The following is an 18856-nucleotide window of genomic DNA, read 5'->3' on the forward strand; positions in this document are numbered from 1 at the left end:
CGTTTCCGGCAGGCGACGGGCTGCGCTTGCTCGCTCTTGTAGCCGAGCCGCGGCGGCAGCATATTCGGAGCATGAAACCGATCCCTGACTACGACCCGCTGGCCGCTTTCCACCCGGCGGTTGCCGGCTGGTTCAACCGCAGCTTCGCTGCTCCGACCCCGGCCCAGACGCGTGCATGGCCGCTGATCCGTTCCGGCCAGTCGACTCTGGTTGCGGCGCCAACCGGCTCGGGCAAGACCCTGACGGCCTTTCTCGCGGCCTTGGATCAGCTGGTCAAACAGAGCCTGGACGAGGGTGGCCTGCCGGACGAAACGGCGGTGCTCTACGTGTCGCCGCTCAAGGCGCTGTCCAACGATATCCATCTGAATCTCGAGCAGCCGCTGTCAGGAATATCCGCCGAGCTGGAGCGACTCGGCCTGCCGACGCTGCAAATCCGGACGGCCGTGCGCACAGGCGATACCCCGCAAGCCGAGCGCGCGGCCATGCGCAAGCGGGTCCCGCATATCCTGGTGACCACCCCGGAATCCTTCTATGTGCTGCTAGGCTCCGAATCCGGTCGGCAGATGCTGGCGGGCGTGCGCAGCGTGATCGTCGACGAGATTCATGCGATTGCTGGCAACAAGCGTGGCAGTCACCTCGCCTTGTCACTGGAGCGGCTCGAAGCGCTCTGCGGGCGCCCGCTGGTGCGGGTCGGTCTGTCGGCGACACAGAAGCCCATTGAAGCGGTGGCCGATTTTCTCGTTGGTGTCGGGCGCCGCTGCGAAATCGTCGATATCGGTCATGGTCGCGCGCGCGACCTGGCGCTGGAGGTGCCACCGGTGCCGCTGGAAGCGGTGATGAGCAACGACGTATGGGCACTGGTTTACGACCGGCTGGCGGCGTTGGCTGGCGAGCATCGCACCACCTTGGTCTTCGTCAACACGCGCCGCATGGCCGAGCGCGCCGCGCGGCATCTCAGCGAGCGCCTCGGCAACGCGGTGGTGGCTGCGCACCATGGCAGCCTGGCGCGCGAACAGCGATTGGACGCCGAACAGCGGCTCAAACGCGGCGAACTGCGCGTGCTGATTGCTACCGCATCGCTGGAGCTGGGCATCGATATCGGCGATGTCGAGCTGGTCTGCCAGTTGGGTTCGCCGCGCTCGATCGCCGCCTTTCTGCAACGTGTCGGTCGGGCTGGACACCAGGTCGCTGGCGTCTCCAAAGGGCGATTGTTCCCCAGCTCGCGCGACGACCTGATCGAATGCGCCGCCTTGCTCGACAGCGTGCGTCGCGGTGAACTGGATAGGCTGGTGGTCCCAGACGCGCCGCTGGACGTACTGGCGCAGCAGATCATCGCCGAGGTGTCCTGCCGTGAATGGACCGAGGATGAACTACTGGCGCTGATCCGACGTTCGATGCCCTACGCGACCCTCGGCGAGGCGCGCTATCAGGCTTTGCTGACTATGCTCGCCGAGGGTTACACCACCCGCCATGGTGCGCGAGGCGCCTATTTGCATCGTGATGTGGTCAACCATAGCTTGCGTGGCCGGCGCGGCAGCCGGCTGACGGCGCTGACCTCCGGCGGAACCATCGCCGACAACGCCGATTACGCGGTGCTGCTCGAGCCGCAGGGCTTCAACATCGGCACGGTGAACGAGGATTTCGCCGTGGAGAGCCTGGCCGGCGACGTGTTTCAGCTGGGCAATACCGCCTATCGCATCATCAGGATCGAGCCCGGGCGGGTCCGGGTCGAGGACGCCCAAGGCCAGCCGCCGAACATCCCGTTCTGGTTGGGTGAGGCGCCAGGGCGTAGCGATGAGCTGTCGTTGGCGGTGGCGAGGCTGCGCGGCGTGATCGATGCACGTCTGGGCGCCGCCGAAGCCTGCAGGCGCGAGCAGGCTCACGAGTATGAGTCGGCCTCGGCGTTGGCCGGCGAGCTGACGCCTGTAGAAACTGGCGGACGGCTTCAGCCCGCCATTGATTGGCTCACCGACGCCCTCGACCTGCCGGACGCCGCCGCTCGGCAGATCGTCGAATACCTGGCGCGCTCGCGTTCCGCGCTGGGCGCGCTGCCGACTCAGCAGCGGCTGATCATGGAGCGCTTCTTCGACGAGTCCGGCGGAACCCAATTGGTCATCCATTCGCCGTTTGGCAGCCGGATCAACCGCGCCTGGGGCTTGGCGTTGCGCAAGCGATTCTGTCGCACCTTCAACTTCGAACTGCAAGCCGCCGCGACCGAGGACGCGATTATCCTCTCGTTGTCCACCAGTCACAGCTTTCCGCTTGAGGAGGTGTGGCGGTACCTGCACTCCAATAGCGCCGAAGGCGTGCTGATCCAGGCACTGCTCGATGCACCGCTGTTCGGCGTGCGCTGGCGCTGGAACGCGACCACCGCGTTGGCGTTGCCCCGGATGGCGGGCGGACACAAGGTGGCGCCGCAGCTGCAGCGGATGAAAAGTGAAGACCTGCTCGCCACGGTCTTTCCCGATCAGGTGGCCTGCCTGGAAAACATCGTCGGCGAGCGCGAGATTCCCGAGCATCCGCTAGTGGCGCAGACGCTGGATGACTGCCTGCATGACGCCATGGACAGTAAGGGCTGGCTGGCTCTGCTGCGGCGCATCGAAAACGGCGAGATCGAAATCTTGGCGCGCGACCTGCCGACGCCATCACCGTTGGCAATGGAAGTGCTCGGCGCGCGCCCTTATGCCTTCCTCGATGATGCACCGCTGGAAGAGCGCCGCACCCAGGCGGTGCTCAATCGGCGCTGGACCGATCCTGAGTCCAGCGCCGACCTCGGTGCACTGGACGCCGCAGCCATCGACGCGGTACGTGAGGAGGCCTGGCCACAGGCGCGCCATCCGGACGAATTGCACGAAGCGCTGATGGGGCTGGGTTGCCTGGCCGAAGCCGATACGCAGGCCGATTCGCAGTGGCCTGCCTGGTTGAGCGAACTGGCCCGTGGCGGACGCGCGACCCGCATGCAGGTCGCGCAGGATCGCGCGCTCTGGCTGCCCATCGAGCGCCTGGCGCTGTTGCAGTCGATCTACCCCGGCGCTCGTTGCGAGCCGGCCCTGACGCCATTGCCAGGCTTCGACCAGCTGTCGAGCGAAGAAGACGCATTGGTCGAGCTGATCCGTGCGCGGCTGACCGGCTTCGGCCCCTTGCCGGTCCCGCTGATCGCCAGGCCGCTGGCCTTGCCGGCGTCGGCCGTAGCGCTGGCGCTGACTCGACTGGAATCCGAAGGTTATGTGCTGCGCGGTCGCTTCACGCCAGGGGCAAGTGAGGAAGAATGGTGCGAGCGGCACTTGCTGGCGCGCATCCACCGCTACACGGTCAAGCGCCTGCGCCGCGAGATCGAGCCGGTGGAGCGCGCCGATTTCATGCGGTTTCTATTCGACTGGCAGCATCTTTCCGACGCGACACGAATGCAGGGGCGTGACGCGCTCGGCCCCGTGGTCGAGCAGCTTGAAGGCTTCCAGGCCGCCGCCGGGGCCTGGGAAAGCGAACTATTGCCTGCACGGTTGCACGACTACGGCGGCACCTGGCTGGACGAACTCTGTCGTGCCGGGCGTATCGTCTGGACCCGTCTGGCCGGACGTATCAAGGCCAGCAGCGGTCCGGTGCGCGGTACACCGATCGTCTTGCTGCCGCGCCGGCATCTGGCCGCCTGGCATGCGCTGGCCAGCGAAGCACCGCAGCCAGAACTGTCGTCACGCGCGCAGCGGGTGTTCGAGACATTGCAGGCGCAGGGCGCACTGTTCTTCGACGAGCTGCAACACGAGGCGCATCTGCTACGTAGCGAGTTGGAGGATGCGCTCGGCGAGCTGGTCGCCGTGGGATTGGTCAATGCGGACAGCTTCGCGGGCCTGCGCGCGTTGTTGGCGCCGGCGGCCAAGCGTCCGCGCGCTACGCGACAGAGCCGCGGCGGCGCGTTCATCGGCGGTATGGCCGATGCGGGGCGCTGGGCGCTGGTACGCAAGGGACCCGCTCCGATGGTCGATCCCACGCCGCTACGCCGATCATTCGATCCTGACGCCTTGGAACACATCGCCATGGTGCTGCTGCGCCGTTACGGCGTGGTGTTCTGGCGATTGCTGGATCGCGAAGCGGACTGGTTGCCGCCGTGGCGTGACCTGCTGCGCGTTTACCACCGGCTCGAGGCGCGTGGCGAAATTCGGGGCGGTCGCTTCGTTGCCGGCCTGCCTGGCGAACAGTTCGCGTTGCCGGAGGCCGTCGGTCTGCTGCGCGAAATCCGCAAGCGGCCAACGTCAGGGGAAATGATCGCGGTCTCAGCGGTCGACCCGCTGAATCAGGTCGGGACCTTACTGCCGGGTGATCGCGTGCCAGCGGTGGCGGGCAATCGAATTCTCTATCGCGACGGTGTCCCGCTGGGTTGGTTGATCGCCGGCAAACCGGAGCTGCTGGCGGAACTCGACGAAGACGATCAGCGCAAGGCGCGGCAACTGCTCGCGGTGACGCGCCGTTAGGTGCGAGGCTGCCAATGAAAAGGCCGGCTGCGAGCGCTCGCAACCGGCCTTCCGGACCCTCCAGGCCTGAATCAGCCGGCGACCAGCACCCGAATTGCCTCCAGGCGCAGTGCGGCTTTTTCCAGCATCGTCAGGCCTTCTTCACGCTGCTTGCGCAGAGCTTCGATCTCGCTGTCGCGCACGCTCGGATTGACCGACTGCAACGCGGTCAGGCGCGCCAACTCTTCGTCGAGACTGGCCTTGAGCTTGCGCTGCGCTTCGGCGACACGCTCGTTATGACGCGGGGCGATCTTGGCTTCGGCATCGGAAATCTGCACCGCCAATACATCGCGCTGGGCCTGGATGAATTTGTTGGCGCTGGCCCGCGGGACGCTTTCCAGCTGATCGGTCAGCGTCTCGAACGCGACTTTGGGTGCCAGGTCGTTGCCGTTCGAGTCCAGCAGGCAACGCAACGCCAGCGGCGGCAGGAAGCGATTGAGCTGCAGCGCACGCGGCGCCACCACTTCACTGACGAACAAGAGTTCCAGCAGGACGGTGCCGGGCTTGAGTGCCTTGTTCTTGATCAGCGCCACCGCGGTGTTGCCCATGGAGCCGGACAGCACCAGGTCCATGCCGCCCTGCACCATGGGATGTTCCCAAGTGAGGAACTGCATGTCTTCGCGCGCCAGTGCCTGCTCGCGGTCGTAGGTGATGGTCACGGCTTCGTCGTCGCCCAGCGGGAAGCTGGCGTCGAGCATCTTTTCGCTGGGACGCAGAATCAGCGCGTTCTCGGAATGGTCTTCGCTGTCGATGCCGAAGGCGTCGAACAGTTCTTCCATGTAGATCGGCAGGGCGAACTGGTCGTCCTGCTCCTCGATGGCTTCGACCAGCGCCTTGCCCTGTTCGCCACCGCCGGAATTGAGCTCCAGCAGACGGTCACGGCCGGCGTGCAACTCGGCTTCCAGCCGCTCGCGCTCGGCGCGGGCTTCGTCGATGAGTTTCTGGAATTCGTCGTCGTCACCTTCCTCCAACTGGTTCAGGAGGCGCGGGCCGAACTGATGCTGCAGGGCGTTGCCGGTGGGGCAGGTGTTGAGGAAGGCGTTCAGCGCTTCGTGATACCACTTGAACAGGCGTTCCTGCGGGCTGGTTTCCAGATAGGGCACGTGCAGCTGGATGATGTGCGCCTGACCGATCCGGTCGAGACGACCGATGCGCTGTTCCAGCAGGTCGGGGTGAGACGGCAGATCGAACAGCACCAGGTGATGGGCGAACTGGAAGTTACGGCCTTCGCTGCCGATCTCGGAGCAGATCAGCACCTGCGCGCCGAACTCCTCGTCGGCGAAGTAGGCGGCGGCGCGGTCGCGCTCGAGGATGCTCATCCCTTCATGGAACACGGTAGCGGGGATGCCTGAGCGCACGCGCAGAGCGTCTTCGAGATCCAGCGCGGTCTCGGCGTGGGCGCAGATAACCAGCACTTTGAATTTCTTCAGCATCTTCAGGGTGTCGATCAGCCATTCGACACGCGGATCGAACGTCCACCAGCGATTCTGCGCATCGGGTACTTCCTGCTGGGTCTGGAAGCTGACTTCCGGATACAGCTCTGCATGCTCGCCCAGTGGCAGCTCCAGATATTCGGCCGGGCAGGGCAGCGGATAAGGATGCAGCTGGCGCTCGGGGAAGCCGCGTACGGCGGCGCGGGTGTTGCGGAACAAGAGGCGGCCGGTGCCGTGGCGGTCGAGCAGTTCGCGGATCAATCGGCTGCTGGCTTCGATGTCGCCATCGGTGGCCGCAGCGAGCAGCGCTTCGCCTTCGGCTCCGAGGAAATCGTGGATGGTCTGGTGCGCTTCCTGTGACAGGCGGCCCTCGTCGAGCAGCTCCTGTACCGCCTGGGCGACCGGCTGGTAGCTGGCGCTTTCGGCACGGAAGGCTTCGAGATCGTGGAAACGGTTGGGGTCGAGCAGGCGCAGGCGGGCGAAGTGGCTTTCCTGGCCCAGTTGCTCGGGCGTCGCGGTCAGCAGCAAGACGCCGGGAATCACTTCGGCCAGCTGTTCGACCAGCTTGTATTCGGCGCTGGCATCTTCCGGATGCCAGACCAGGTGGTGCGCTTCGTCCACCACCAGCAGATCCCAGCCGGCAGCGAAGGCGGCGTCCTGGGCACGTTCGTCGTCCTTCAGCCATTCCAGCGAGACCAGAGCCAGCTGAGTGTCTTCGAACGGGTTGCTGGCATCGCTCTCAATGAAGCGCTCGTCGTCGAATAGCGCGACCTGCAGGTTGAAGCGGCGACGCATTTCCACCAGCCACTGATGCTGCAGGTTCTCCGGAACCAGGATCAGCACGCGGTTGGCGCGCCCCGACAGCAGTTGGCGATGGATCACCAGGCCGGCTTCGATGGTTTTGCCCAGACCCACTTCGTCGGCCAGCAGCACGCGCGGGGCGATGCGGTCGGCGACTTCGCGGGCGATGTGCAACTGGTGCGCGATGGGTTGCGCGCGCACGCCGCCCAGGCCCCAAAGTGAAGAGGTCAGCTGTTTACTCTGATTTTCCAGTGTGTGGTAACGCAGCTTGAACCAATTCAGCGGGTCTATCTGGCCAGCGAACAGGCGGTCGCTGGCGAGGCGGAACTGGATGAAGTTCGACAACTGGGTTTCCGGCAGAGTACGGGCTTCGTTCTGCGCGGTCAGACCGTGATAGACCAGCAGCCCGTCGACGTCGTCGACTTCGCGCACGGTCATCTTCCAGCCTTCGAAATGGGTGATTTCATCACCGGGAACGAAGCGCACGCGGGTCAGCGGGGCACTGCGTGCGGCGTATTGGCGGGTTTCGCCGGTCGCCGGGTAGAGCACGGTGAGCATCCGCCCATCCTGCATGAGGATGGTTCCCAGACCGAGTTCCGCTTCGCTGTCGCTGATCCAGCGTTGCCCCGGTAGATACTGCTGCGCCATGCTGCCTCCCGCCTGTGAAAAAAGCGCGCTATGGTAACGGAACCCTGCCGATAGAGCGACGACAGATGCCGATTCGATAGGCAGTGTAGCGTTGCTGTTAAAGTCGACCGCAATTCAGCCGATCAACTGGTGCAAGCCCGCATAAAGACACCGATCGAACTTGGGGCTGCTCATGGGAGAGCACAGATGCTGCCAATCATTCCACCGGGCACCGTTCAGGTTACCGCCCAACAGGATGTGGTCAAACCGCGGCCGGAGGTGGCCCCGGTAGCTCCGGTGCAGCCAAGCGCCAATGAAAGTTCGGTGGGGCTCGATCGGCGACACCCGCAAGAAGCCGAACAGATGCTGCGCGACGAACAGCGTAGGCGGCAACGTCGGCGTGGTTACAGCCCGCAGGAACTGGCCGAAGGCGAGACTGCCGAAGAGGATCAGGACGCACTCGAGGAGCTGCCACGCCAAGGTCTGTGGGTTGATGTCGAGGTATGACGAGCCGCCTGCTGAGCACAACGGCGATCCAATGAACGACCTGCCGCAGGCTGATCTGCGCTACCTGCCACAATGGATCAGTGCAGAAACCGCCGATCAGTGGCTGGAAGAGCTGCTGGTACAAACGCCCTGGTCGCAACCCGAGCTCAAGCTATATGGCCGTCGCTTCGCCATGCCCCGGCTGGTCGCCTGGTACGGCGACCCTGGCGCGCGCCTGCGTTACTCGGGTCTGATCCACGATCCATTACCCTGGACGCCTTTGCTGGCCGAGATTCGCCAGCAGGTGCAGCGAGAGTTGACCGGGACATGAATGGCGTGCTGCTCAATCTTTATCGCAACGGCCAGGACGCGATAGGCTGGCACAGCGACGACGAGCCGGAACTGGGTTCGGAACCGCTGGTGGTCTCGCTCAATCTGGGCGCGACGCGGCGCTTCGATTTCCGTCGCAAGGGTGCCAGCCGTATCCAGCACTCAATCGCTCTCGAGCATGGATCGCTACTGGTCATGGGCGGACCGACGCAGCATTATTGGCAACATCAGATCGCCAGGACGCGCAAGGTAACCGAACCGCGCCTCAACCTGACATTCCGTCAGATCACTTGCGAGCCAGCCGTATGAGCCATGAAGTAAAGCTGATCGACCTCAGCACCGAACGTGAAAAGCGTATCCACGACATCAAGGAGAAGCGCCTTGCCGAGATGCGTGAGGCGTTCGAGCAGGCGCTGCCGCTAGCCAAGCCGAAGAAGAAGTCCAAGACCAAGCCGAAGAAGCGCTGACAGGCCTCATAACCAGGCGCCGCTCCAAGCCTCACCGCGACGGTTCGATGCTGTCGCGCCCTCCGTAGCTCCCTCCGATCCCCTCCGTTTTTTTGACTCAGATCAGCTTCCGCGATGCCTTTTGCCGTCGGCTTGGGGCCTATTGACGTCGGTCAATTTTTTATTGGCGGGAGAGGACGACTATGCAGCCATCAGACAGCACAACGGCTTGGGAGGCAGGAATCATGTTCGTCGATAATGTGGTGCTCGCAGGGGTGGTCACGGTCGGCCTGATGGTCGCCTTCCTCGGCGGTTTCGGATATTTCATCTGGCGGGATGCACACAAAAAGCAGTGATTCCGCAGATAGACAGAGCACGCAAGGCATTTGGGCGACTTAGGTCGCCCTTTTTTTTGCCTGTGAATCAACGACGGCGTTGGGGTTGCAGGAATACGGCGCTGGTGAACGGCGGTACCTCGAACTCGCCAGCGACGACCCTGGCTTGACGGCTGATCGGGTCGCTTGAATCCCGCTGTACCGGATGCGGCTGGTAGCCGTCAGCGCCAGGTAGGCGAACCCGCTCTGCAGAGGCGTTGAACACCACCATCAGCGCCTGGTAGCGCCGGTCGAGATCGCGGCCGTCGCCAGGGCCATCGGCCAGGCTGAAGGCGATCACACCCGGCTGCTGCGTTGGACCTGTGTTGTGAAAACGCAAACGGCGCTGCACCTCGCGCGCGCTGTCGAGCTGAAACAGCGGGCTGTCGCTCCGGATCTTCAGCAGTTCCAGAAAGCGCCGCTTGGCCGCGACTATGTTCACGGCGCTCGGCTTGGTATGGGGGTTGGCGATGACTTGGCGGACCAGCGGCCAGTTGTCAGCATCCTTATCGGCCCGCGGCAGGCCCTTGTTCCAATTGTTGTCCTGGTAGCTGAAATCCACCGCATTGAACCAGTCGCCCGAGTCGTAGCTGTCGCGTTGCATGGATTTGGAACGGAGGATATCCGAGCCGAGGTGAATGAAGGGCACGCCTTGACTGAACAGCGGCACGGACAACGCCAGCAGTTGCAAACGGACACGGTCGGCGACGGGCAGACCCACCGGCAGCTTGTACTGGTTGTTGTCCCATAGCGTCTGGTTGTCGTGCTTGGAGACATAGTTGATGGTCTCCTGCGGGTCGAGCGTATAGCCGGCGGGCTGCCCGTTGTAGTCGATCTGACTACCACTGCGCGTGCTGCCGTCGGCGGTGACGAACTGGTAGTCGCGCAGTCCGCCGGCGATGCCAACGCGGACCAGGTCTGCGGCATGCAGCAGCTGCGCCTTTTCCTGCGCGCCGGCGCCGGTCAGCTCGTTCGGCGCCACATAAAGGCCATTGGCGAAGCCCTGATTGCGCCGGATGCTTTCGCCGCTGTCGAAGGGACTGCCGCCGCGAACCGCGTCGCGCTGCCGATCGTTGAAGGTGCCGATGCCGGTACCGGCCATGTTCAGCTGGGTGGCATTGATGCCCCGGGCATTGCCGGCGACTTCGCCGAAATCCCAGCCCTCGCCGTAGAAATAGGTGTCCCGGTCGATCTTGCGCACCGCGCGGTACGCATCGACCAGATTCTTGCGCAGGTGATGGCCCATCAGATCGAAGCGGAATCCGGCGATCTTGTAGTCGCGTGCCCAGACCTCCAGCGAATCGGTCATCAGCTTGGCCATCATGCGGTGTTCGCTGGCGGTGTTTTCGCAGCAGGTCGAGGTTTCGACGGCACCGGTGGATGGGTTACGGCGGTGGTAGTAACCGGGCACGATCTTGTCCAGCACCGACTTGTCCGTCAGTCCTGATGCGTTGGTGTGGTTGTAGACCACGTCCATCACCGTGGCGAGGCCGTCGTTGGCGAGCGCCTGGACCATCTGGCGGAATTCGATGATGCGCTGCGCGCCCTCGGCATCGCTGGCGTAGCTGCCTTCAGGTGCGCTGAAATGGAAGGGGTCGTAGCCCCAGTTGAAGTTGTCCAGGGCGCGCAGGTCGTTATACAGCGCTTGCGCCTGGCCGCTGGCCGGATCGAATCCTTGCAGCACCAGGCGGATGCTCGCGGCGCTGCAGTATTGCGACCAGTTTTCACGGGCCTGGGTAGACAGATCGCAAAGCTTGGCGAACGGGTCGTCGAGGTCGACGCGGCGGGTCGGGTCTTCATCGATGGTGGCGATATCGAATACCGGCAGCAGCTGCACGTGGGTCAGCCCGGCATTTTTCAGGTCGCGCAGATGCCGCATACCGTTGCTGTCCGGGTGGGTGAAGGCGCCGTAGGTCCCGCGTAGTTCGGCAGGCAGGCTGGCGTCGCTGGCACTGAAGTCGCGCAGATGGGTTTCATAGATCACGCTCGCTTCGGGGCGTGCCGGGTGCGGTGGGCGCAGCGCATCCCAGCCGGAGGGCTTGAGATCGTCGGCGTCTAGGTCGACGACCTGAGCGTACTGGCTGTTGCGCGACAGGCTCAGGGCGTAGGGATCGCTGACCAGCGTCGTCTCGATCTTGCCGGTACTGGGCCGGTAAGCCGTGACCTCGTACTGGTAATACTGCCGATCCAAGGAGCGCGGGCCGTCAAGGCTCCACACGCCGAGACGTTCTCGCATGATCTTCGGATAACCGGGCAACAGGCGCTTGGCCTCGTCGAACACATGCAGGCGCACCCGCTGCGCGGTGGGTGCCCAGAGCGTGAAGGACACGCCACGTGCATCGACGCGTGCACCGAGTTCGCCGTTATAGGCGAACAGCAGGTCGAGAATCCCGGCCGTTTGCACTTCAGTGGCGTCGAGCACCTTGTCATCGTCGTCATAGGTGACCACCACCAGCTGGCTCATTACGGCGCGCCGCAGGTCGCGGGCATGGGCGGAGAGATGGAACGCCGGTGCCTCGGCCAGGTGTGGATGCTGGCGTTTGAGGCCGTCGCGCAAGGTCGCCGGTTGCAGTGCGAGCGCGGTGCCGCCACGGACCGTACGTGTTTCACTGTCGATGCGAATGTCGGCGCTGGTGGAGTAGCGCAGTTCGATTCGGCTGGCGTCGGGGGCGCCATCGACGAGTGCCAGGGTGAACGGGTCGAGCCAGTGGGCTCGGGCGCCCTTTATCGCCACGGCGGGCCCGCTCATGGGGGTGCCGGAGAGCTGTGCGTTGCCGCTGAGGGTAAAGGCGCGGCGACCGATTTCGTCGAAGCGCCAAACCAGGTCATCACCACCCAGATCCTTTTCGTCGCCCTTGTGCATGATCAGATTCAGGCAACCGGCGTCGGCGGTGAGGGCGATGCGGTAGTAGGCGCCATGGTCCGGGTCGATACCGGCGGCGGGCAATGGCTGATCCCAACTCGTCTCGTTCAGGCTGCCGGCGCAGCTCGCCGTGTTCCACAGATGTGGACCCCAGCCGGCATAGTTGCCATCGGCCCGTTGGTAGTACAGCAGAGCCTCGTCGGGGCCAGGGTCGAGCGGCACGGCCGAAGCCGCTTGGATGGCTAGCGAAAAGCCGCCGAGGACGAGCGCCGCCAGGCGCCGATAAGCAATCGAGCGTATGAGCATGGATGAGGTCCCGGTGTTGTTCTTGTTGTACCGCTTGCGGGATGGTCGGTGCGTGGCCGACTGTGCGCATCCTCCATGGAAGATGCTTTCGGGGCGTAGCCGAGGGCCGTAATAGCGTTCTGCTGGTATTCGTCCGGCTTAGTTTTTCGCTGGTTCGCTCGACTGTCTGCCGCAACTGCTACAAACCGAGCTATCGACCGTTCATGAACGGTATGCGGCGGATGCAACGCCTGCGGGAAGGCGTTGCGAGCAGACCTTGCGTCGCGGAGATTCTACTGGCTGAGCGCAGAAGGAAGGCGCCGCGGAGGCGCCTATTGGCTGTCGCCGTCAAGCGCTGGGCTTGTCGGCCAAAACTGACGCTAGTGAGCGCGCGTCCCCTGTATCAGCCGATGCTGACCGGTGGCAGGGCTTTGATCTCGACGGTTTGCGCTTTGCGCGGTGCGAGGATTTCGGCCTCGCCATCGACGACCATTTCGTCGCGCTGGTTGAACACCTGGGTGGCGATGCGGACGCGAAACTTCGGCAGTTTCTCTAGAATCTCCAGGCGCACGGTCAAGGTGTCGCCGAGCTTGACCGGCAGGGCGAAGCGCATCGTTTGTCCCAGATAGATGGTGCCCGGCCCCGGCAATTCGCAGGCCACTGCGGCACTGATCAGCGCACCACTGAACATGCCATGGGCGATGCGCTCGCGGAAGATCGTCGAGGCAGCGAATTCGGCGTCCAGGTGGACCGGGTTGTGGTCGCCAGACATCGCGGCGAACAGCTGAATGTCGCGCTCTTCCACCGTCTTGCTGTACGTGGCCTTCTGGCCGACTTCCAGATCGGCGTAGGGTGTGTTGCTTAGCGTACTCATGCGTAAACCTCTGAATGCGATAACAAACGGAAAACCCCGTCGCGGCAGGGGTTGCCGCACGGCCATGACGGGCACGCCGTGGAGGGCGCTTGGGTGGCTGCATTCTAGAGGGCGGCAGGCCGGTTGTCCCGGTTCGCTTTGGCTTTGCCGCCGTGGGCCGAGATTCACGTCGCTGATTTACACGGTCGACCTATTGCTCTGCAATGCGGAGCTGTTAAGTTCGCCACAGCCCGCGACGAGTGGGCCAGACACTCTCAGGTAACGAGGCCAATAACAATGCAACCTGACTTCTGGAACGACAAGCGTCCCGCCGGTGTGCCCGACGATGTGGATATGGGGGGCTTCCGCTCGGTGGTGGAGGTGTTCGAGCGCTCCTGCAAAACCCATGCGAACCGCCCTGCTTACAGCAACATGGGGGTGACGTTCAGCTACGCCGACCTGGAACGCTACTCGGCCGCATTTGCGGCCTGGCTGCAGAACCATACTGATCTGCAACCGGGAGATCGCATCGCGGTGCAGATGCCCAACCTGTTGCAGTACCCGATCGCGGTTTTCGGCGCCTTGCGTGCCGGGCTGATCGTGGTCAATACCAATCCGCTGTACACCGCGCGTGAGATGCGCCATCAGTTCAAGGATTCCGGCGCACGGGCGCTGGTGTACCTGAATACGTTCGGCAAGCTGGTGCAGGAAGTGCTGCCCGATACCAGCATCGAAGTGCTTATCGAGGCGCACATTGGCGACATGCTGCCGCCGGTCAAGGGGCTGCTGGTCAATGCCGTGGTCAAGCATGTGAAAAAGATGGTCCCGGCCTACAGCCTGCCCCAGGCCGTTTCGTTCAAACACGTGCTCGCCGAGGGGGGACGCCATAGCCTCAAGCCGGTTCCGTTGACGCTCGACGACGTCGCGGTGCTGCAATACACCGGCGGCACCACCGGCGTGGCCAAGGGCGCGATGCTTACGCACGGAAATTTGGTGGCCAACATGCGCCAGGTCCATGCCAACATGCAGCAACTGGGCGCTGACGGCCATCCGCTCATCAAGGATGGGCAAGAGGTGATGATCGCGCCGTTGCCGCTGTATCACATCTACGCCTTCACGGTTAATTGCATGTGCATGATGGTGACCGGCAACCATAACGTGTTGATCACCAATCCTCGCGACATCGACGGCTTCGTCAAAGAACTGCAGAAGTGGCGCTTTACCGCCTTTCTCGGGCTGAACACGTTGTTCGTTGCGCTCATGTCGCATCGAGACTTCAAGAAAATCGATTTTTCGGCGCTCAAGGGCACCAACTCGGGTGGCACCGCGCTGGTCTCCTCGGTGGCCGAGCGCTGGAAGAGTTTGACCGGTGTCACCGTGACCGAAGGCTACGGGCTGACCGAGAGTTCGCCGGTGGTCTGCGCCAACCCGCACGGCGACCAGTCGCGTCTGGGCACCGTTGGCCTACCGGTACCGGGTACGACGCTCAAAGTGATCGACGACGAGGGCAACGAGTTGCCGTTGGGCGAGCGCGGCGAACTCTGCGTCAAGGGTCCGCAGGTGATGAAGGGGTACTGGCAGCGGCCTGAAGCCACCGCCGAAGTACTCGATAGTGAAGGCTGGTTGAAGACCGGCGACATCGCGGTGATCGATCCGGACGGCTTCGTGCGCATCGTCGACCGCAAGAAGGATTTGATCATCGTCTCTGGTTTCAACGTCTATCCCAACGAGATCGAAGACGTGGTCATGGCTCATCCGAAGGTCGCTGCTTGTGCCACGATCGGCGTGCCGGACGAGAAGTCAGGAGAGGCGGTGAAGCTGTTTGTGGTCCGTAGCGATCCCAGCCTGACCCTCGAAGAGCTGCAAGCCTATTGCCGGGAGAATTTCACAGGTTACAAGGTGCCGCGGCACTTCGTGTTCCGTGACTCCTTGCCAATGTCCCCGGTTGGCAAGATTCTGCGCAGGGAGCTGCGCGATCAGGCCTGAGTCCACCAAGACGCGGCTCTCTAAGCTCGCACTGAGTGACTGGATTTGTCCTGTCAGTCACTTTGTGTGTGCTCGCATCACTCGGAGCCACTGTTCGGGCTGTTGCAAAACTGCTAACCTCGCCCCGCCTTTTGCGCGGAACTGCCGTACAAAAGTTAACAAAACACAACAAAACAGCTGCCATATGCAGTAAAGCTGTCGCTTAGGAGTGGGGTTTCATGACCGATAACTTCTGGAAGGATAAATATCCTGTCGGGGTCGAAAGCGAGATCGATACCGATGAATACCGGAACATCCAGGCTGTGCTCAAACAATCCTGCGAGCTGTTCGCGGGCAAGCCGGCCTTCAGCAATCTCGGCAGAACCCTGACCTACGGCGAGCTGTACACGCTGTCCGGCGAATTTGCCGCCTATCTCCAGCAGCACACCGATCTACAACCGGGCGACCGGATCGCGGTGCAACTGCCCAACTTGATCCAGTATCCCATCGTGGTATTCGGCGCCATGCGCGCCGGCCTGATCGTGGTCAACACCAACCCGCTGTACACCGCGCGGGAGATGGAGCATCAGTTCAACGACTCCGGCGCCAAGGCGCTGGTGTGCCTGGCCAACATGGCCCACCTGGCCGAAGACGTGTTGCCGAAGACTGGCATTCGCCATGTGGTCATTACCGAGGTCGGCGACATGCTGCCGACCATCAAGCGACTGCTGGTCAATGCGGTGGTCAAGCACGTGAAGAAGATGGTGCCTGCTTACCATCTGCCCAAGGCGGTCAAATACAACGAGGCCATGGCCCTTGGGCGTGGCAAGGTGCCGAGCGAGGCCAACCCGAGCGGTGACGATATCGCCGTGCTGCAGTACACCGGTGGCACCACCGGAGTCGCCAAGGGCGCCATGCTGACCCATCGCAATCTGGTCGCCAACATGCTGCAGTGTCGTGGGTTGATGGGCACCGAGCTGGGCAGTGGCTGCGAGACCATGGTCGCGCCGCTGCCGCTTTATCACATCTACGCGTTCACCTTTCACTGCATGACAATGATGTTGATCGGCGCGCACAACGTGTTGATCACCAACCCGCGCGACCTGCCGGCTTTCGTCAAAGATCTGAGTAAGTATCGGTTCACCGGCTTCGTCGGCCTCAACACGCTGTTCGTGGCGCTGTGCAACAACGAGAGCTTCCGTAAGCTGGACTTTTCCGCGCTCAAGGCCACCTTTTCCGGCGGTATGGCATTGCAGCTGGCGGCGGCGGAGCGTTGGCAGCAGGTGACTGGCTGCTCGATCTGCGAAGGCTTCGGCATGACCGAAACCAGTCCGGTGGTGTCGGTCAATCCGTTCGGTGGCATTCAGATTGGCACCATTGGCATCCCGATGCCCTCGACCCAGTGCAAGGTCATCGACGAGGATGGCAACGAACTGCCGATAGGCGCTACTGGCGAACTATGCGTGAAGGGCCCGCAGGTGATGAAGGGCTACTGGCAGCGTCCGGAAGCCACGGCCGAAGTGCTCGACGAGCAGGGTTGGCTGAAGACGGGCGACATCGGAATCATCCAGGACGACGGTTACATGCGCATCGTCGATCGCAAGAAGGACATGATTCTGGTATCCGGTTTCAACGTATATCCCAACGAATTGGAAGACGTGCTCGCCACGCTGCCTGGCGTGTTGCAGTGTGCCGCGATTGGCGTACCGGACGACAAGTCTGGCGAGGCGATCAAGCTCTTCGTGGTGGTCAGGCCGGGCGAGAGCCTGACCAAAGAGCAGGTCATGCAGCACATGCACGACAACGTCACCGGTTACAAGCGTCCCAAGACCGTCGAGTTCCGCGACAGCCTGCCCACCACCAACGTCGGTAAGATTCTGCGACGTGAACTGCGTGACGAAGAGTTGCGCAAACTCGGCCAGAAGTAACGACTCAGGCTAGTGAGAGCCCCGCTTCGGCGGGGCTTTTTTTTGGAGCAGTGCGCTCGTTCGAGGCCGGCTCGCCTACCGTCTGTTCTGGCTTGAGCGATCTGTCTCGCGCGCGTTAAGACCTACGTCATCTTCGAGGGAAGATTTGCTTGGTTGACTCAATTACGCCGCTAGCTAGCCGATAGCCTCGATGGTGCGATAAATTTGGCGCCGAAAAACAGGCGCTTTCGCCGCCTTTAAGTTCTGCTCAAGGTCCAGCTCATGCTCTCCAGATTACGTCTGCAAACGAAGCTTCTCATCCTCGCATTAGGTCCAATCCTCTTGTTGGCGATACTCCTCAGCGGCATATCCGTGCTCACGCTGCAAGAACTGGCGGCCAAGCAGGAAGCAGAGACGCGTGAAAATCTCGTTCGGGATCGCCGCGCGGAACTGGAAAACTACGTGCAGCTTGCCCGGAAGATGATCGCCCCCATCTACGATAGCTCCGCCTCGGATGACCAGGAAGCACGAGACCGCGCCGTGGCCATTCTGGAAACGCTCTCCTACGGCAAGGACGGCTATTTCTGGGGCTACGACGAACAAAGCGTGCGGATTCTCCAGGGCAACACCAAGGACAAGATTGGGCAAAGCTTCTATGACTATCGTGACCCCAGCGGCAAGTACGCCATCCGTGAGCTCGTCCGGGCCGGTATGGATGGAAGCCGTTACGTCGATTACAGCTTTGTGCTGGGCAACAGCACGACGCTCGTCCCGAAGATCGGCTATGCAGAGCATCTGCCGAAGTGGAACATGGTCTTTGGCACATCGCTCAATCTGGACGGAGTAGAGCGCGATGTACAGGCGGCTCGGAAAGCGTTCCAGGACGACATCAACGAACTGCTGTTCGTCATGCTAGGCTCCGCCGTCGCGCTGCTGGTGCTGATCGCCGTGCTGGTAACTGCCACGAGCCGCACGCTGCTACGGCCGCTCATGCTGATAAAGGGCAAGCTCGATGACATGGCGTCCGGTGAGGGCGATCTGACCCACCGCCTGCCAGTTACCAGCCAGGACGAACTGGGCGATCTGGCTTCCTCGTTCAATCGCTTCGTCGAAAAGATCCATGGCCTGGTTCAGCAGGTTTCGAAAACCACCGGCCAGCTGACGACGCTGGTTGCCAGCGTTGCCAGCCAGGCGCAACGTTCCGAGCAGGCGATGGCCGCACAGCGCCATGAAACCGATCAGGTGGCGACTGCGATCAACGAGATGTCGGCTGCTGCACAGGAAGTGGCAATGAGCGCACAGCGCGCCGCCGAAGCGGCGCAGGAAGCGGATCAGCAGGGCCAGGGCGCCAAGCGAACCGTGGACAGCAGCATTCAGCAGATCCACGCTCTGGTCGGCGAGCTGCGTGACAGCGGCGAATCGCTTGGCGGGTTGCAGAAGGATGTGGAAGGCATCGTAGGCGTTCTCGACGTGATCCGGGCGGTCGCCGAGCAGACCAACCTGCTGGCGCTCAATGCCGCCATCGAAGCGGCACGCGCCGGCGAGGCCGGCCGCGGATTCGCAGTGGTCGCCGACGAAGTGCGAGCGCTCGCCAGCCGTACCCAGCAGAGCACGGTCGAAATTCAGGGCATGGTCGACCGTCTGCAGAACACCACGGCAATGACTGTTACCGGCATGGGTCGCGCCGGGCAGCAGGGCGAAAGCACCCGGGCCCAGTCGAACCAGGCGGGCGAGTCGCTGGATGCGATTGCCGCGCTGATAGGCACCATCAGCTCCATGAACGCTCAGATCGCCAGCGCCGCCGAGGAGCAGACTGCGGTCGCCGAGGAGATCAATCGCAGCGTTCATCACATCGCCGATGCGGTTGATGGCGTGGCGCAGGAGGCCGCCGAAGGCGCCCAGACCTCCCGCGAACTCAATAGCCTGGCCGAGAGTCTGCAGCGTCTGGTCGGCCAGTTTCGTATCTGAGCCATCATCGATG

The 18856-nt window shown here is 62.9% G+C and carries 10 protein-coding genes and 1 pseudogene; 8 read left to right on the forward strand and 3 right to left on the reverse strand.

Annotated elements, in window-relative coordinates; all coding sequences use genetic code 11:
- Nucleotides 1–71 precede the first annotated feature (71 nt).
- A complete protein-coding gene (locus MCB86_RS16355; RefSeq protein ID WP_239611498.1) occupies nucleotides 72–4466 on the forward strand; it encodes a DEAD/DEAH box helicase in 4395 nt (1464 codons plus the stop codon).
- A gap of 71 nt (nucleotides 4467–4537) precedes the next feature.
- Here MCB86_RS16355 and rapA read toward each other — a convergent pair whose 3' ends face one another.
- Nucleotides 4538–7387, reverse strand: a complete 2850-nt coding sequence (rapA, locus tag MCB86_RS16360; protein WP_239611499.1) for an RNA polymerase-associated protein RapA — start codon at nucleotides 7385–7387, stop codon at nucleotides 4538–4540.
- Between the two features lie 186 nt (nucleotides 7388–7573).
- Between rapA and MCB86_RS16365 the strand changes: the two genes are divergently transcribed.
- From MCB86_RS16365 to ccoM, 4 genes and pseudogenes are all read left to right on the forward strand, one after another.
- Entirely contained in the window at nucleotides 7574–7873 is a 300-nt protein-coding gene (locus MCB86_RS16365) for a hypothetical protein (RefSeq protein ID WP_045163222.1), read from the forward strand.
- A pseudogene (locus MCB86_RS16370) lies at nucleotides 7860–8491 on the forward strand (alpha-ketoglutarate-dependent dioxygenase AlkB). The gene MCB86_RS16365 and the pseudogene MCB86_RS16370 overlap by 14 nt, the downstream one beginning before the upstream one ends.
- Nucleotides 8488–8649, forward strand: a complete 162-nt coding sequence (locus MCB86_RS16375; RefSeq protein ID WP_196298684.1) for a hypothetical protein — start codon at nucleotides 8488–8490, stop codon at nucleotides 8647–8649. Before MCB86_RS16370 ends, MCB86_RS16375 begins: the two are co-directional and overlap by 4 nt.
- A gap of 224 nt (nucleotides 8650–8873) precedes the next feature.
- On the forward strand, nucleotides 8874–8984 hold the full coding sequence (ccoM, locus tag MCB86_RS23030; protein ID WP_045163220.1) for a cytochrome c oxidase subunit CcoM: 111 nt from the start codon (nucleotides 8874–8876) through the stop codon (nucleotides 8982–8984).
- A 67-nt stretch (nucleotides 8985–9051) separates the two neighbouring features.
- Here the strand turns inward: ccoM and pulA are convergent, their stop codons facing one another.
- Together pulA and MCB86_RS16385 are read right to left on the reverse strand one after the other, a co-directional pair.
- Complete coding sequence (gene pulA, locus MCB86_RS16380; protein WP_239611500.1) at nucleotides 9052–12171, reverse strand: pullulanase-type alpha-1,6-glucosidase; 3120 nt, start codon at nucleotides 12169–12171, stop codon at nucleotides 9052–9054.
- 382 nt (nucleotides 12172–12553) lie between these two features.
- The gene (locus MCB86_RS16385; protein ID WP_045163218.1) at nucleotides 12554–13024 is read right to left on the reverse strand and encodes a MaoC family dehydratase; all 471 of its coding nucleotides are present in this window, start codon (nucleotides 13022–13024) and stop codon (nucleotides 12554–12556) included.
- 276 nt (nucleotides 13025–13300) lie between these two features.
- On the opposite strand from MCB86_RS16385, the gene fadD2 reads away from it, so the two are divergent.
- From fadD2 to MCB86_RS16400, 3 genes are all read left to right on the forward strand, one after another.
- The gene (gene fadD2 / locus MCB86_RS16390) at nucleotides 13301–14989 is read left to right on the forward strand and encodes a long-chain-fatty-acid--CoA ligase FadD2 (protein ID WP_239611501.1); all 1689 of its coding nucleotides are present in this window, start codon (nucleotides 13301–13303) and stop codon (nucleotides 14987–14989) included.
- A 218-nt stretch (nucleotides 14990–15207) separates the two neighbouring features.
- Nucleotides 15208–16896: a long-chain-fatty-acid--CoA ligase FadD1 gene (gene fadD1, locus MCB86_RS16395; protein WP_045163216.1), complete on the forward strand. Its 1689-nt coding sequence runs from the start codon at nucleotides 15208–15210 to the stop codon at nucleotides 16894–16896.
- A gap of 261 nt (nucleotides 16897–17157) precedes the next feature.
- Nucleotides 17158–18843: a methyl-accepting chemotaxis protein gene (locus tag MCB86_RS16400; protein ID WP_045163215.1), complete on the forward strand. Its 1686-nt coding sequence runs from the start codon at nucleotides 17158–17160 to the stop codon at nucleotides 18841–18843.
- Nucleotides 18844–18856 lie beyond the last annotated feature (13 nt).

This window comes from Pseudomonas sp. KSR10, from assembly GCF_022355455.1.
GTDB classification, from domain to species: domain Bacteria; phylum Pseudomonadota; class Gammaproteobacteria; order Pseudomonadales; family Pseudomonadaceae; genus Stutzerimonas; species Stutzerimonas stutzeri_E.

What these genes read in the sequence shown, in the direction of transcription:
- MCB86_RS16355 (WP_239611498.1), top strand. Translation starts at nt 72, where the DNA reads ATGAAACCGATCCCTGACTACGACCCGCTGGCCGCTTTCCACCCGGCG.
- rapA (WP_239611499.1), bottom strand. Translation starts at nt 7,387, where the DNA reads ATGGCGCAGCAGTATCTACCGGGGCAACGCTGGATCAGCGACAGCGAA.
- MCB86_RS16365 (WP_045163222.1), top strand. Translation starts at nt 7,574, where the DNA reads ATGCTGCCAATCATTCCACCGGGCACCGTTCAGGTTACCGCCCAACAG.
- MCB86_RS16375 (WP_196298684.1), top strand. Translation starts at nt 8,488, where the DNA reads ATGAGCCATGAAGTAAAGCTGATCGACCTCAGCACCGAACGTGAAAAG.
- ccoM (WP_045163220.1), top strand. Translation starts at nt 8,874, where the DNA reads ATGTTCGTCGATAATGTGGTGCTCGCAGGGGTGGTCACGGTCGGCCTG.
- pulA (WP_239611500.1), bottom strand. Translation starts at nt 12,171, where the DNA reads ATGCTCATACGCTCGATTGCTTATCGGCGCCTGGCGGCGCTCGTCCTC.
- MCB86_RS16385 (WP_045163218.1), bottom strand. Translation starts at nt 13,024, where the DNA reads ATGAGTACGCTAAGCAACACACCCTACGCCGATCTGGAAGTCGGCCAG.
- fadD2 (WP_239611501.1), top strand. Translation starts at nt 13,301, where the DNA reads ATGCAACCTGACTTCTGGAACGACAAGCGTCCCGCCGGTGTGCCCGAC.
- fadD1 (WP_045163216.1), top strand. Translation starts at nt 15,208, where the DNA reads ATGACCGATAACTTCTGGAAGGATAAATATCCTGTCGGGGTCGAAAGC.
- MCB86_RS16400 (WP_045163215.1), top strand. Translation starts at nt 17,158, where the DNA reads ATGCTCTCCAGATTACGTCTGCAAACGAAGCTTCTCATCCTCGCATTA.